14 protein-coding genes are annotated in these 13,666 nt (G+C 66.0%); 10 read left to right on the top strand and 4 right to left on the bottom strand.

From position 1 onward, the window contains the following. The first annotated feature begins 4 nt into the window (after positions 1–4). Together ROR02_RS07305 and ROR02_RS07300 are read left to right on the top strand one after the other, a co-directional pair. Positions 5–1,408, top strand: coding sequence for a sensor histidine kinase (locus ROR02_RS07305; protein ID WP_147163365.1), 1,404 nt, complete (start codon positions 5–7; stop codon positions 1,406–1,408). Then, on the top strand, positions 1,405–2,700 hold the full coding sequence (locus ROR02_RS07300) for a methyl-accepting chemotaxis protein (protein ID WP_147163364.1): 1,296 nt from the start codon (positions 1,405–1,407) through the stop codon (positions 2,698–2,700). Before ROR02_RS07305 ends, ROR02_RS07300 begins: the two co-directional genes overlap by 4 nt. 44 nt (positions 2,701–2,744) lie before the next feature. Here ROR02_RS07300 and ROR02_RS07295 read toward each other — a convergent pair whose 3' ends face one another. Next, positions 2,745–3,194, bottom strand: a complete 450-nt coding sequence (locus ROR02_RS07295) for a hypothetical protein (RefSeq protein ID WP_147163363.1) — start codon at positions 3,192–3,194, stop codon at positions 2,745–2,747. Positions 3,195–3,355: 161 nt separating this feature from the next. Between ROR02_RS07295 and ROR02_RS07290 the strand changes: the two genes are divergently transcribed. Further along, a complete protein-coding gene (locus ROR02_RS07290; protein WP_147163362.1) occupies positions 3,356–3,817 on the top strand; it encodes a MarR family winged helix-turn-helix transcriptional regulator in 462 nt (153 codons plus the stop codon). A gap of 10 nt (positions 3,818–3,827) precedes the next feature. Here the strand turns inward: ROR02_RS07290 and ROR02_RS07285 are convergent, their stop codons facing one another. Further along, the gene (locus tag ROR02_RS07285) at positions 3,828–4,805 is read right to left on the bottom strand and encodes a cation diffusion facilitator family transporter (RefSeq protein ID WP_147163361.1); all 978 of its coding nucleotides are present in this window, start codon (positions 4,803–4,805) and stop codon (positions 3,828–3,830) included. A 25-nt stretch (positions 4,806–4,830) separates the two neighbouring features. Further along, on the bottom strand, positions 4,831–5,436 hold the full coding sequence (gene pdxH, locus ROR02_RS07280; RefSeq protein ID WP_147163360.1) for a pyridoxamine 5'-phosphate oxidase: 606 nt from the start codon (positions 5,434–5,436) through the stop codon (positions 4,831–4,833). Between the two features lie 154 nt (positions 5,437–5,590). Between pdxH and ROR02_RS07275 the strand changes: the two genes are divergently transcribed. The 5 genes from ROR02_RS07275 (at position 5,591) to ROR02_RS07255 (ending at position 11,549) form a co-directional block, all read left to right on the top strand. Further along, entirely contained in the window at positions 5,591–6,538 is a 948-nt protein-coding gene (locus ROR02_RS07275; RefSeq protein ID WP_147163359.1) for a DnaJ C-terminal domain-containing protein, read from the top strand. 364 nt (positions 6,539–6,902) lie between these two features. Continuing rightward, positions 6,903–7,754 (top strand): NarL family two-protein response regulator, encoded by an 852-nt coding sequence (locus ROR02_RS07270; protein WP_147163358.1) that lies wholly within the window; start codon positions 6,903–6,905, stop codon positions 7,752–7,754. Continuing rightward, complete coding sequence (locus tag ROR02_RS07265) at positions 7,751–8,032, top strand: circadian clock KaiB family protein (RefSeq protein ID WP_147163357.1); 282 nt, start codon at positions 7,751–7,753, stop codon at positions 8,030–8,032. Before ROR02_RS07270 ends, ROR02_RS07265 begins: the two co-directional genes overlap by 4 nt. Before the next feature lie 23 nt (positions 8,033–8,055). Then, positions 8,056–9,579: a circadian clock protein KaiC gene (gene kaiC / locus ROR02_RS07260; RefSeq protein WP_147163356.1), complete on the top strand. Its 1,524-nt coding sequence runs from the start codon at positions 8,056–8,058 to the stop codon at positions 9,577–9,579. After that, complete coding sequence (locus tag ROR02_RS07255) at positions 9,579–11,549, top strand: ATP-binding protein (protein WP_147163355.1); 1,971 nt, start codon at positions 9,579–9,581, stop codon at positions 11,547–11,549. Before kaiC ends, ROR02_RS07255 begins: the two co-directional genes overlap by 1 nt. Before the next feature lie 136 nt (positions 11,550–11,685). Here ROR02_RS07255 and ROR02_RS07250 read toward each other — a convergent pair whose 3' ends face one another. Beyond that, a complete protein-coding gene (locus tag ROR02_RS07250) occupies positions 11,686–12,276 on the bottom strand; it encodes an XRE family transcriptional regulator (RefSeq protein ID WP_147163354.1) in 591 nt (196 codons plus the stop codon). A 452-nt stretch (positions 12,277–12,728) separates the two neighbouring features. On the opposite strand from ROR02_RS07250, the gene ROR02_RS07245 reads away from it, so the two are divergent. Together ROR02_RS07245 and ROR02_RS07240 are read left to right on the top strand one after the other, a co-directional pair. Next, complete coding sequence (locus ROR02_RS07245) at positions 12,729–13,049, top strand: hypothetical protein (protein WP_246135446.1); 321 nt, start codon at positions 12,729–12,731, stop codon at positions 13,047–13,049. Further along, positions 13,046–13,657 (top strand): glycoside hydrolase family 108 protein, encoded by a 612-nt coding sequence (locus tag ROR02_RS07240; RefSeq protein WP_147163353.1) that lies wholly within the window; start codon positions 13,046–13,048, stop codon positions 13,655–13,657. Before ROR02_RS07245 ends, ROR02_RS07240 begins: the two co-directional genes overlap by 4 nt. The last annotated feature ends 9 nt before the right edge of the window (positions 13,658–13,666 follow it).

Here is a 13,666-nt window from a genome sequence, read left to right as displayed (position 1 = left end):
ACCCATGGAAACCGGTCCGATCATCATGAACCCTCTTGACTGGTATGGGAAAATCCAGAGGACCTATGGGCGTTCGGGCGACGAGGCCTGTTTGAGCGAGGCCATGGACGTGGGGCGCCTGATGGCGGTCACCGCCTTGCCGCCCGAAAGCCTGCTGGATGTTCACGCGGCCGTTCTGACCGAGGACCTAGCCCAGGGCACGCTTCCCGAGGCGGCCCTGATCGCCGACGCCGTGACCTGTCTGGCCCAGGCCCTGATCGGCTGGCGCATGGCCACCTACGAGGTGGCGCTTCCCGCCGAGTCTCCCGATTTCATGGCGCCACCGCCGCCTTTGTTCCTGCGCTTCGAGGCCGATGGCAGCCTTGACGCCGCCGCCTTGCCCGGGGGGATGCGGGTGTCCTCGGTTTCCGACATGATTTTGGTTGCTTGCGAGGAGCATCAGCAAGAGGAAGCCCGGCGCGCCCTGGCCGCCCGGCGCCTGCTGGCCTTCGACCTGTCCCCGCGCCTGACCGCGCCGCACCATTTCCGGGCCGTGCTGTGTCCCTTCCGCGACGGCAGCGGCATTATCGGCATTCACGACGTCACCACCGCGCGCATGCTGCGCGATGCCGAGTTCCAGCGCCGCAAGCTGGAAAGCCTGGGGCAGCTGGCGGGAGGAATCGCCCACGAAATCAATAATTTGCTACAACCCATCGTGACCTTGACCCAGATGACCCTGGAAGACCAGGACGAGGCCTCGGAGGCGGCCACCGATCTGGGCGTGGTGCTGGACTGTGCCCACCGGGCCGCCAACGTGGTGCGCGACATCCTTTCCTTTGCCCGGCGCAGCGCCCCGGCGCCGGTGGCCCTGAACCTGGATCCGACCTTGCGTGACGAGGTTGAAAGCCTGCGCCACAGTCAGCGCGATCCGGTCCATGTGAACGTGGTTCTTCCCGACGACGAAGCGCTGTGGGTTTACGCCAACCGCTCGGAGCTGGGGCACGTGGTGCGTAATCTGGCCAAGAACGCCCTGGATGCGGGGGGGGCCTCGGTCCACGTGACCCTGGAAGGACGGCGCGCCGATCTGACCGATACCGAGGCCCTGCTTTTGGGCCTTCCCGCCGGACGGTATGTCCGCTTGAGCGTGATCGACGACGGGCCCGGCATCGATCCCACCATCATGAGCCGGATTTTCGATCCGTTCTTTACCACCAAGGACATTGGCAAGGGGACCGGTCTGGGCCTCGCCATCGTGCGCAGCATCGTGCAGTCGTGGGGCGGTGGCATCCTGCCCCGCGCCGGCACCGGCCACGGCGCGATATTCGATGTGTACTTGCGCCCCGCGAGCCCTGACGCCGCCCCGGCGGAAGAGGATTCGGCCTGGGCCGTCTTGTGGAACGCAAGCGGGAACGAGGGAAGCAAGACATGACGCTCGCACGGTCTTCTTGGTACGTTTCGGGCCTGATTTGCCTGGCCGCTCCGCTTCTGGTGGCAGCCGGGCAGATCCTGGGCGAATCCGTGGCCCATGCCCTGCCTTGGGAAGAGGTTCGCTTTGTTTTTCCGGCGATCGCCGCCTTGCTTTTCGCGGTGGTGCTGGTGGGGGTGGGAAGACGCAAGGGGCCGCCCGATTCTCTTCCCGACGCACCCGCCGAGCCGGCGGTTGCCTCGGCGCGAGGCCCGGAACCAGCCAGGAAGGAGGCGGTGGCGGGTCCGCCCCTGGAGCAGGACGCCGCCGGGGCGGATGACGCATGCTCGGCATGCCTGATGCGTTCCATTGGGGCGTGGCGCGATTTTTCCCGGCTCATGGGCGAGGAAACCCGCGAGGTCATCAGCGACACCGATTCGAATGCCGCCACCTTGATGGACGAGCTGCATGAAGTGGAAAACGGCATGGGAAGCCTGCTGAGCTTCATTGCCGCCACCAACTCCAACGAACGGGTGGTGCGCATCATCGAAAGCGCCGAAAGCCAGTTGAGCCGAAGCCAGACCCTGATCGATGGCTTTGCCGAGGAGCGCGACCGGCAGTCAGCACGGATTCAAGACGCGATGGACAAGATCGGCCAGGAGGTGGACGTGCTGGCCGCCGCCGTGCAGACCGTGCGCGGCATTGCCCATCAAACCCGCATGCTGGCCCTGAACGCCACCATCGAGGCGGTGCGGGCCGGGAACGCGGGCCGGGGATTCGCCATTGTCGCCGCCGAGGTCAAGGACCTGTCCCAGGCCTCGGACCAGGCGGCCGTGACCATCGGCGAGGGCATCGCCAACCTGGAGCAGGCGGTGCAAAACAGCCTGAGCGCCGTGGTCGGCGATCGTCTGGCCCACGAGGAAGACGGGTTCGCCATTATTTCCGAGGCGGTCAAGGAACTGACCGATAACCTCGAAAAGCTGATCAGCCATCAGCGCGATACCCTGGCCAAGGTCCAGTATGAAAACGAGCGCCTGGCGCAGCCGATCATGCAAATGGTGGGCGCCATCCAGTTCCAGGACGTGGTGCGCCGGCGTTTGTGTGCCCAGGTGGCCTGTTGCGAGCGCATGAACCAGGACCTTCAGGAGTTCAAGCTGGAGGCGGGAGATCAGGGACGCCTGACCTCCGCCGATCAGCGGGCGCTGGCCCATCAGTTCCTGGAAGAGACCCTCGCCTTTGTCCGCGCCGAATTGCAGGCCAGTCATCAGGACGGCACCACCAAGGATGCCGGGGGCCCCGCCATCGAACTGTTTTGACTCCAGCCGGGAGGGATGGGGGGGCGGGGAAAGGGACGGGGCGATCAGGGAGACGAGGCATCGACCGTGCGGCCGGCAAGATGCAACCCCGTCCTTATGTTGAGAAAAACAAGTCTCATTTGGACAAGGCCGACTCCAAGCTCAATGGCTTGAACGAGATAGAATAGGGAATCGATCTCTCCGGCGGTGGCCTTGGCCTTCAAAAACAAAGCCGCCGGGATCATGATCAAAAAGCCGTTCAGGGCCAGGATCTTCATGCTTTTTGTCTTGGCGTCCGCAAGGGGCATTGCGCGCCCCCGTGACAGGACCCGACCGCTCAGGCCGGCCAACGCCATGGCGGGAATCAGAACAAAGAGGCCATCGACGATCAGGGCCTTGACCTGCCGAATGGCCCCGTCGTCCAGGAAGACCTCGGCGACCAGGGTTGCCCCCCAGAAAACAACCAGGGTTATCAAGGCGACGAAACCGGCGATGGGGTGGAGTCTGTTCATCATGTGCGCTGCTCCTGTCATGAAGAGGGAAGAGTTCCCGCAGAGGGGAGGCACGACATGACAACTGGTTACCAATGAGGGGGCGGCGCGTCAATCACATTTGACAACGAGTTGTCGTTAGGGGAGCATTCGAGAGGATAAGGAGACACAGCCTAGAGGACGCGATGACCCGTTCCCGGGAAAAGGTGCTGGCCGACATCATGGTGTTGATTTTTCGGCTCAACGGGCGATTGCTGGAGCAAGGGGACCGCCTTGTCGCCGGGCTTGATCTCACCAGCGCGCGCTGGCAGGTGCTGGGCGCCCTGGCGCTGGCTGGCCGGGCCCTGAGCGCGCCGCAGATCGCCGAGGCGATGGGAATCACGCGCCAGGGCGTGCAAAAGCAGTTGAACCTGTTGCTGGAGGAAGGGGTCGTTGAGCGGCGCGTGAACCCGTCTCATGAACGCTCCCCCCTGTACGCCCTGACCGGCTTGGGGGAGCACCGCTACGCCGAGGCCACCCGGCGGTGCGACGACTGGGCGGCCGTCCTGGGGGAAGGGCTTTCCGACGAGGCCTTGGGAATGACCGAAACCACCTTGTCCACGCTGCTGGCCCGGCTGCAACACCCCGTGCCCCCGGGGCCGGTGTGAGGGGGTGGGGTCAGCCGGGGGCGGGTTCGGACGGGGCGGACACCCGGTCCTGGTAGGCAAAGGGAGGATGGTTGTTCTCGCGCAGGCCGGCCGGGTCCTGGTGAATCAAGATGTCGGCATTGGGAAAGGCCTCATGCAGCGCGGCTTCGACCTCAACCGCGACCGCGTGGGCGGACAACAGGGTTTGCCCCGCGTCCAGTTCCAGGTGCAGCTGAATGAAAGTCAGCGGACCGGACGAGCGGGTGCGCAGGTCGTGAACGTCGCGCACCTGCGGATGACGCCGGCACAGGTCCAGGATATGGTCGCGGTCGGCATCGGGGAGTTCGCTGTCCATCAGCAGATGAATGCTCCGCACGCCGATGGTCCAGGCGTTGGCCATCAGGTACGCCGCGATGCCCAGGGCCAGCAGGGGATCCAGGCGGGGAATGTCCACCACCATGCCCACCAGGAGCGAGGCGATAACGGCCAGATTGGTGAGCAGGTCGCCGGTGTAGTGCAGGCTGTCGGCCCCGATGGCGACCGATCCGGTCTTGCGGATCACATGGCGCTGAAAGGTGACCAGGAGCAAGGTCAGCGCGATGGACAGCCCCATGACGGCGATGCCCACCATCCCGTCGCGCACCGGGGCCGGCTCGACCAGGCGGGCAATGGCCTGCATCAGCAAAAGGGCGCCCGATCCGGCGATGAACGCCGATTGCCCCAGGCCCGCCAGCGGCTCCGCCTTGCCATGCCCGAAGCGGTGCTCCTCGTCGGCGGGGGTCAGGGCCTGGCGCACCGCGACCAGCGTCACCAGCGAGGCGGCGGCGTCCAGCAGGCTGTCGATCAGGGTCGAGAGCACGGCCACCGAATCGGTCATCAGCCATGCCCCCAGCTTGGCCGCCACCAAGATGGCGGCCACCGTGACCGAGGCCTGGCTCGCGCGTCGCATCAGGCGCCCCGCATGCTGGGGATCGAGCCGGTCCGAAGGGGGCGGGGCGGTGGTGGTCATGGCGGTCTCGCGGGAGGTGAGGGGGTCAGGGGAACAGGCGTTCGGTGCGCCAGCCGCCTTCGGTGGCGTGCCAGACCACGCGGTCGTGAAGGCGGAACTGCCGATCGTGCCAGAACTCGATGGTTTCAGGGATCACGCGCCAGCCCGACCAGTGGGGCGGACGGGGCACCGGGCCCAGGCCAAAGCGGGCGGTGACGGCGGCCAGGCGGCGTTCCAGCGTCCAGCGGCCTTCCATCGGCCGCGACTGGTCGGACGCCCAGGCCCCGAGCCGGCTTTCGCGCGAGCGCGACGCGAAATAGGCATCGGCGCGCTCGGGCTCGACGGGCACCGCCGGGCCCTCGACGCGGATCTGGCGGCGCAGGCTTTTCCAATGGAAGCACAGCGCGACGTGGGGGTTGGCGGCCAGTTCCTTCCCCTTGCGGCTTTCCAGGTTGGTATAGAAAATGAATCCCCCCGTCGGCCCGGTTTCCGGGATGACGTCCTTGAGAAGGACCATTCGCACGCTGGGCCGCCCCTCGGGCGTGGCGGTGGCAAGCGCCATGGCGGTGGGATCGTTGGGTTCGCTTTGTTCGGCATCGGCCAGCCAGGTCGCGAACAAGGCAAAGGGGTCGTTGTCTTCCAGGTTGCTCATGATGAAGGACGATCCAAGATCAGGATAACCGGGCCCCAGGGACCCGGCAGGGTTCAACAGTGCGACAACCGCCCCTGGATCACAAGACCCGGGACGGATACGATACGCGGCCGGCCGGTTTTTCCGGGCCGGTCGGCCAGGAACGGAACCGACGATGAGAGATCCCTATGTCGTGCTGGGGGTGGCGCGAACGGCCACCCCGGACGAGGTCAAGAATGCCTATCGCAAGCTCGCGCGGTCCATGCACCCGGACGTGAACCGCAGCGATCCCCGCGCCGAGGAACGCTTCAAGGAAGTGTCGTCGGCGTACCATCTGCTGTCCGACCCCCAGCGCCGCGCCCGCTTCGATCGCGGCGAGATCGACGCCCAGGGGAACGAGCGGACCTACCGGCCGGGACCGGGCACGGGGGGCTTTGGCTTTCGCTCGCGCCGACCGGCGGGCGACCGGGGCGAGGGGTTCAAGCCCGGGGCGGGTTTTGGCGAGGATGACCTGTTTTCCGATATGTTCCGCCGCGCCAGCCGGGGCGCCGGCGACGCCAACGGGGCCGGCGCGGGGCTGCGGCCCCAGCGCGGCCAGGATGCCCATTACCGCTTGAAGGTGTCGTTCGAGGAGGCGGCGCTGGGCTGCACCCGACGCATCACCCTGACCAACCGCAAGACGCTGGACGTGCGCATTCCCCCGGGCTGGGAGGATGGCCATACCTTGCGCCTGAAGGGCCAGGGCGCGGCCGGCATCGCCGGGGGCGCGGCGGGCGACGCCCTGGTGGAAATCGGGGTGCGCGAGCATCCGGTGTTCCGCCGCGACGAGCGCAACGTGATCGCCGAAATTCCCGTGACCTTGCGCGAGGCGGTGCTGGGCGCGCGCATCACCGTGCCGACCCTGGAAGGGCTGGTGACCCTGACCGTGCCCGAGGATTCCAACACCGGCACCGTGCTGCGGCTGCGCGGCAAGGGCATCCCGGCCGAGGACGCGGTCCGGGGCGACTTGCTGGTGCATCTGCGCATTGTCCTGCCCGATCCGGCCGACCCCCGCCTGAAGGCGGTGGTGCGCAAGTTGAAGGACCCCGATGTCGATCCGCGCACGAAAGCCGGCCTGATCTGAAGGAGGCCGGCCGGGGTGCCCGGGTTTCCCTTTTCGGTAGGTCCGCAAGCATTCCTCATGGTATCCTTTGTATCCTGGGCCGGGAATAACGACTCTCCTCATGCAAGGGCGCTGCTCGTCCCCCAGGATACTCCGGGGGCGAGGAGTTGGTCGGGCCGCGGTTGCGGTCGGGCATGGCGCGCTTTAGACAGGGGCCCAGCCCGGACGCGAATCTCCGGGCGGCCAGCGAACGGACGACGTGCACAGGGCTTTCCTGGCGTCTCCTTGTGGCGTGCGATCAGTTCATGGGTTGCGGGGTGGCCGTGAACCCGTTTCCCGACCGGCCACGGCGTGGCCTCCAGGCGTTGAAGCGAGCGTGTATGTCATGAACCAGACCGCAGGGGACAGACCCGACCGGTTGAGGATTTTGGTCGCCGGCTTGCACGAGGGGGTGGCGCAGCCCATCGCCCGGCGCATCCAGACCATGCTGCCCGACGCCTGGGTTGAAACCGAGGCGACGCCCCTGGCTCCTGGCGAGCCCCGGGTGGATCTTCTGGTCATGGTGGTGGGGGCCGATATCGCTCCCGATGATCTCGCGGTGGCGGTGGGGCGGCGGGTGGGAGCCGCGCCGGTGCTGGTCGTTCTGGAAAACGGCAACGATGACCTGGGACTGGTCGCGATGAGCGCCGGGGCCGAGGACTGGGTGCTGGGGTCCAGTTTCGACCCCCAGGCCCTGATCTTGCGCATCATCTGGCGCCACCGGGCCCACGAGGTTTCCCGCGACAACGCGGTGCGGGCCGGCTGGGAAGGCGAGGCCGATCGCCTGGGCCGGATGATCTCGGGCGGGACCATGACCGTGACCGCGCGCAGCTTCGGCAGTACCGCCTTGCGCGACGTGCTTCCGGATCTATATACCTCGTCCTTGCGCAGGCTGAACGATCTGGTCGACCAGGCGGTGGAAGACCGGATCTATGGATCGGGCCACGGCGTCGACACCGAGTTGCAGGCCCTGGCCGATACCCTGGGGTTCGCGCGGGCCGGACCCCGGGACGTGATCGATCTGTACGTGACCGTGTTGCGGGCCCGCGACTCCTCGGGCCCGGCAAAACGGCGGGCCGTGATGATGGAGGAGTTGCGGTTGCTGGTTTTGCAGTTGATGGGCCATCTGGCAAACCATTACCGGATGAGAGTCATGGGCGCGCCCATCAGGCGGGGGGAGAAGGGGTATCAGAAATGACCGAACCGATCCGCCTGACCCTGTACATCTGCGGGGAAACCATCCGGTCGCAAAACGCGCTGCGCGCGCTGGACCGGATCCGGATCACGCTGGGCGAGGCCTGCGAGGCACGGGTGGTCGATGTGGTTCTCAATCCGGCCGAGGCGGAACTGGTGCGCATCCTGGCCACGCCGACCCTGATCCGCGATCATCCCCCGCCCACGCGCCGCGTGGTTGGCGACCTTGACGATCTGGAGCAAGTTCGTCGCATCTTGAATTTACCTAATCAGGCCTCGTGACGCTCGAAAGCGGGAAACGCACCATGAAGCAGCCTTCCGTCAACGAAATTGAAAAACAGTCGACGGGAATCCCCGGTTTCGACCTGATTGCCTACGGGGGTCTGCCCCGGGGACGCACCACCTTGCTGGTCGGCACGGCGGGCAGCGCGAAAACCATTTTTTCGATCCAGTTCCTGGCCGCGGGCATTGAACAGGCGCGGCAGGGGGCGGTTTTCGTCACCTTCGAAGAGATGATCGGCGACATCCGGCATAACGTGTCGGGATTCGGCTGGGATATCGCGCGCTGGGAACGCGAAGGGATGTGGGCCTTCGTGGACGCGGCGCCGCGCCCGCTTGATGACGGCGAGGTGGTGGGGGCCTTCGATCTTGGCGCCCTGCTCGCCCGGATCGAGCACGCGGTGCGCACCGTCAACGCCAAGCGCGTGGTGCTGGATTCCCTGGGGGCGGTGTTCACGCGCCTGGGGGAAGCCTCCATCTTGCGCAACGAGCTTTTGCGGATTTCGGCCGCCCTCAAGGCCATGGGGGTGACCACCATCATGACCGCCGAGCGCGAGAACGACGAAGGCCCCCTGACCCGCCAGGGCATCGAGGAATTCGTGGCCGACAACGTGGTGATCGTGCGCAACGTCAAGGACGGCGAGCGCCGCCGGCGCACGTGCGAGGTCTTGAAGTTCCGGGGCGCCTACCACCAGAAGGGCGAGTTCCCCTTCGCCATCCTGCCCGGGGCCGGGATTCAGGTCATTCCGCTGTCGGCGATCGAACTGCGCCAAAGTTCCTCCGAGCTGCGCATCCCCTCGGGGTCCGGCGACCTGGACGACATGTGCGGCGGCGGCTTCTTCCGCGATTCGATCGTGCTGGTCTCGGGCGCGACCGGGACCGGCAAGACCTTGATGTGCACCCATTTCCTGAATGGTGGCCTGATGGCCGGCGAGCGCTGCTTGCTGTTCGCCTTCGAGGAAAGCCGCCAGCAACTGTTCCGCAACGCGTCGGGCTGGGGGGTGGATTTCAAGTCGGCCGAGGAATCGGGCCAGCTGCGCGTGGTTTGCGACTATCCCGAGGTGGCCTCGATCGAGGATCACATGATCACCATCAAGCAGGTGATCGAGGAGTTCAAACCCGACCGCCTGGCCATTGACAGCCTGTCGGCCATCGAGCGCATTTCGTCGGATCGCGGGTTCCGTGAGTTCGTGATCGGCCTCACCTCGTTCATCAAGCATGGCGAAATCGCGGCCTTGTTCACCTCGAACACGCCAACCTTGATGGGCGGATCCTCGGTGACCGAAACGCATATTTCGTCGATCACCGACAGCATCATCTTGTTGCGCTACGTCGAGACCTTCGGCGAGATCAGCCGGGGCGTCATGGTGCTGAAAATGCGCGGATCGTTCCACGACAAGGAAATCCGCGAATTCAACATCGACGGCACCGGGATGCACATCGGGCGGCCGTTCCGCAACATGACCGGGATCCTGGCCGGCAATCCGCACCATGTCACCACGTCCGAGGCGGACCGGCTGGAGGGTCTGTTCACCGAAGGGGCGCGCTGATGACCTTCGGCGCCTCGGGAGAACGAGACTTCCGGGCACTGGTCGAGGCGGCGACCGACGCCATTCTGGTCATCGGTCACGCCGGCGATATTTTGTATGCGAACGACGCGGCCGGCGACCTGTTTCGCAGCAGGCCGGAGGCCCTGGAAGGGCTTCCCTTCGGGCACCCCCTGGTGCACGGCCAGACGGTTGAGCTGGACGTGCCCCTGGCCGGAGAAGCCCGCATCGCCGAGATGCGGGCATCGTCGGTAACCTGGGAAGGCGAGGCGGCCAGCGTCGCGATCTTGCGCGATGTCAGCGAACGGGTCCGACTGACCGCGAGCTTGCAAGACCGCCTGCGGTTCGAGGAACTGCTGCTGGCGATTTCCGCCGGCTTCGCCCGGGCCAGCGCCGCCGAGGAAACCCCCGTGAGCACCGAGGCCCTGGGCCTGCTGGCGGGGCATGCCGGGGTTGACGTGGCATGCCTGGTGGCCGTGGAGGGCGAGGCGCCGCGGGTGGTGGCGTGTCATCCGGCGCAAGACTGTCCCTTGTGCCGTCCCGGCATGGAAGCACGCTTGACGCCCTTGCTGCGCGAGGTCAACCGCGCGGCGGAACTGCCCCTTTCCCTCCGCCGGGACGAGGTGGCGGCGGCCTCGGATCTGGAGACGGTTTTTCGCGAAGCGGGCATGGCGTGGCTGGGGTTGGTGCCCTTGCGGGCGGGAAAACAGCCCTACGGGGTGTTGTGCCTGGCGCGACGCGACGGGCCGCCGTCCCCGACCCCGGAGCGGGATCTGGACACGCTGCGGCCGGTGGCGGCCGTTCTGGTCGATTCCTTGCGGCGCATGCGTGCCGAGGCCCTGCTCACCACGGCGGTGGCCAAGCAGGCGGCGGTGTTCCAGCAGGCGGTCGAAGGGCTGGCCCTGTTGCACGGCGGCACGATTCTTCAGGTCAATCAAGCCCTGGCCCAGATGTTCGGCTACGAGCCCCAGGACATGGAGGGCATGGATACCCGCGTGCTCTTCGCCTCCGACGAAGGCTACCAGGCGCTCACCGAGCATGGGGTCCCCTTGATCCGGGCGGGCAAGGTGGTGACGGCCGAGCATCTGTTCCAGCGCCGGACCGGGGAGCGGTTCTGGGTGGAAATCAAGGGGGCCTTGGTGGCGACCACGGCGCCGGTGGCGGAAACCGTGTGGGTCTTGCGCGACGTGACCGTCGAGCGCGAGGAGGGGCGACGCAAGGAACAGCTGATTGAAGAGTTGCGCCGCTCCAATGCCGAGTTGGAGCGCTTTGCCTTCATCGCCTCGCACGACCTCAAGGAACCGGTGCGCATGGTGGCGTCCTACGTCAACTTGCTGGCGCGGCGCCATGGCGATGACCTGGGGCCGGAGGGGCGCGAGTTTCTTTCCTATGCCCTGGAGGGCGCGCGGCGCATCCACAAGATGATCGAAGGCATCCTGGAATACGCCCGGATCGAGAAAGGGGTGGCGGACCTGGTGCCGGTGGCCCTGGACGAGACCCTGGCGCGGGTGCAAGAAGACCTGAAGGATACGATTCGCGAGTCCGGCGCGGTCATCAAGGCGGAAGGGCTGCCCATCGTCCTGGGTGTCCCGTCGGAAATGGAACGCCTTTTCGCGAACCTGATTGGCAACGCCATCAAGTTTTCCCGTCCCAACGAAACCCCGCAGGTCTGTCTCGCGAGCCAGCGCGCGGAAGGGGCGATGTGGCATGTGACCGTGAGCGACAATGGCATCGGGATCCCGGTCCAGGACCGTGAACGGGTGTTCGATCTGTTCTGGCGCCTGCATTCGCGCGAGAGCGTCGAGGGAACGGGATTGGGGCTTGCCATCGTCAAGCGCATTATCGAGCGGCGTGGCGGGCGGGTGTGGCTGGAATCCCGTTCCGGCGAAGGCACGACCATGCACCTTTTGTTGCCGGCGGCGGACAGTCGAGTCGAGGCCGCCCCCGAGATGGAGCACGTCGCGCCCGTCTAGGGCATCGTGCGTTGAACCGGATCCAGGCACGATGCTCCGGCGTTTGTCAGGGAAAAGTGGCAGCGCTTTTCCCGAAAAGACATACTCAAGCAAAGGGATCTGGAGTTTGTCCGCTTCAACGTGAAACGGACGGACTCTAAAGGCCGCGACGGATCCAGCGGATCGGCGCGGCCATGTCCAGGGCCACGTCTTCCTCGTCCGGCGCGTTGAAGGCCGCGAGCGTGAACAGGGCTCGTGTGCGGCCACGCTTGACCAGGCGGACCAAGGTGGCGCCGCTGGCGGTGCGCACCACGCAATCGCGTCCCCACACCTCTTCCGGGGCGCGGTGAAGATCGGCCACGGCGTGAAACAAAAGATCGCCGGCACGGTAGACGGGCCAAAGGGCATCCCCTTCCACCCGCAGCGCTTCCGTGCGCGAGGAAACCCCTGGCGGTGCCTCGACGGTTTCGGTCGGCGTTTCGGCTTCGTAGACCACAACCCCCCCCGCTTCCACACGGCCCATGATGGGGACCGGCGGATCGGCGTGCTCTCGGCCATAGAGAAGATACGATGCCGATACGTTCAGAAGCCGGGCAATATCCTCGACAATCCAAGGCTTTGGGATGTTGCGTCCCCGTTCGTAGTAGGCGACCGTGGATTGATTGACGCCGAGGAGATTGGCCAGGGCGTATTGGGAAAGCCCCAGCTCCTTGCGGGCCTGCGCGATTCTTTGTCCGATTTCATTCATCGTTGCGTGTCTTTCGTCGGCCTTCGGATGAGGGCAAAATAGCATTTATGCAGATGCTTGTCTCACGAAAAATGATCATTAATCATCGATCCGGTTAATGAGGCAACGTCATTGTTTTTCGCTCGCTTTTCAACGAGCGACAATGACAGCGAAAAAATCCGATGGGGGATGAACGGCGGGGGTGAAGCCTTTCCCGGAGCGGCCTCCTCATTGCATGGGTGTTTTTTTAGTATGGCACCTCTCAAGATAGGTGTGGTGGCTCCGAAGCTGTTTTGCTAAAGACGAGATGTGCACTCTTTCCAGCAGCGCTTTGCCCGTGATCCGGGTGAAAAAAGATCGTTGACTTCCTGCGAGGGAAGGTGCACGAATGACGAAACGACATCAATAAGGAGGGAAGGCGGGGGGTACCCCCAGGCAACCCTTCCGGCCCAGAAACAGCAAAGGGGTGTGTGATGGCAGGCGTTGTAGACGGATCAACAATCGAACCGGGCCGGGGCTTCCGCGAGGGGGGGGAGTCGTCCGATCGGGCCCCCGAGTCCTTGCCGGCTTCCTTGCCGGCTTCCTTGCCGGCCTCCTGGCAGTCCCATGGTCAGCTTCTTGACGCCCTTCACGCGGCCCTGGAGAACGCCGAACGTCTTGATCCGCTTTGCGACGCGCGGGGGCTGGCCCGGGTCTCCGTCGCGTTGACCCAGGCCGCGCGGGCCCTGAACGCCCTTGCCGGGCCCGTGGCGGGCGCGCGTCCTTACTTCGATCCGGGAAAGGCCGTCCGATGACGTCGGTGTCCAGCGCCCAGGATTTCTCCTCGTCCTCGCCGCTGAACCGCCTCCTGCTCGATATCGTGCGGCGCGAGGGGGGATTCGTGGCCCATCCCGCCGATACGGGCGGCCCCACCCAGTGGGGGATCTCCCTGCGGTATGCCCAAGGGATTGGCCTGGATCTGGATGGGGACGGCGACACCGACCCCGATGACGTGCGCGCCGTGACCCCTGCTCAGGCCATGGCCCTGTATCGTCGGGATTTTTACGAAGCACCCGGGTTCGCGGCGTTGCCCGATTCCTTGGCCCCGGTTCTCGTCGATTGGGCGGTCAACAGCGGCCCCACCCGGCCGGTCCTCGCCTTGCAACGGGTTTTGAACGCGCTGGGGCAGGCTGATCCCACGGCCGTGGGCGGGCACGAACCACTGGTCGAGGATGGGCGCGTGGGGCCCCGGACCGCGCGCGCGGCCCGGGCTGCCGTGCGGACCCTTGGGGCCGCCTTGATGATGAATGCGTTGTGCGATGAACGGGTGGCCTGGCTGCGGGCCCTGGTGGCCCGGCGCCCGTCACAGCGGGTTTTTCTTGCCGGCTGGCTGGCCCGCGCCAACGGATTTCGCCAGAGCTGATCCACGCCG

It is taken from the genome of Pararhodospirillum oryzae, from assembly GCF_007992075.1.
Taxonomy (GTDB): domain Bacteria; phylum Pseudomonadota; class Alphaproteobacteria; order Rhodospirillales; family Rhodospirillaceae; genus Pararhodospirillum; species Pararhodospirillum oryzae.
Note: the sequence above shows the minus strand (reverse complement) of the source record. Positions and strands in the feature narration are given on the sequence as shown.

Excerpts from the sequence above, each read along its gene's own strand:
- ROR02_RS07305 (WP_147163365.1), top strand. The coding sequence starts at position 5 with ATGGAAACCGGTCCGATCATCATGAACCCTCTTGACTGGTATGGGAAA.
- ROR02_RS07300 (WP_147163364.1), top strand. The coding sequence starts at position 1,405 with ATGACGCTCGCACGGTCTTCTTGGTACGTTTCGGGCCTGATTTGCCTG.
- ROR02_RS07295 (WP_147163363.1), bottom strand. The coding sequence starts at position 3,194 with ATGATGAACAGACTCCACCCCATCGCCGGTTTCGTCGCCTTGATAACC.
- ROR02_RS07290 (WP_147163362.1), top strand. The coding sequence starts at position 3,356 with ATGACCCGTTCCCGGGAAAAGGTGCTGGCCGACATCATGGTGTTGATT.
- ROR02_RS07285 (WP_147163361.1), bottom strand. The coding sequence starts at position 4,805 with ATGACCACCACCGCCCCGCCCCCTTCGGACCGGCTCGATCCCCAGCAT.
- pdxH (WP_147163360.1), bottom strand. The coding sequence starts at position 5,436 with ATGAGCAACCTGGAAGACAACGACCCCTTTGCCTTGTTCGCGACCTGG.
- ROR02_RS07275 (WP_147163359.1), top strand. The coding sequence starts at position 5,591 with ATGAGAGATCCCTATGTCGTGCTGGGGGTGGCGCGAACGGCCACCCCG.
- ROR02_RS07270 (WP_147163358.1), top strand. The coding sequence starts at position 6,903 with ATGAACCAGACCGCAGGGGACAGACCCGACCGGTTGAGGATTTTGGTC.
- ROR02_RS07265 (WP_147163357.1), top strand. The coding sequence starts at position 7,751 with ATGACCGAACCGATCCGCCTGACCCTGTACATCTGCGGGGAAACCATC.
- kaiC (WP_147163356.1), top strand. The coding sequence starts at position 8,056 with ATGAAGCAGCCTTCCGTCAACGAAATTGAAAAACAGTCGACGGGAATC.
- ROR02_RS07255 (WP_147163355.1), top strand. The coding sequence starts at position 9,579 with ATGACCTTCGGCGCCTCGGGAGAACGAGACTTCCGGGCACTGGTCGAG.
- ROR02_RS07250 (WP_147163354.1), bottom strand. The coding sequence starts at position 12,276 with ATGAATGAAATCGGACAAAGAATCGCGCAGGCCCGCAAGGAGCTGGGG.
- ROR02_RS07245 (WP_246135446.1), top strand. The coding sequence starts at position 12,729 with ATGGCAGGCGTTGTAGACGGATCAACAATCGAACCGGGCCGGGGCTTC.
- ROR02_RS07240 (WP_147163353.1), top strand. The coding sequence starts at position 13,046 with ATGACGTCGGTGTCCAGCGCCCAGGATTTCTCCTCGTCCTCGCCGCTG.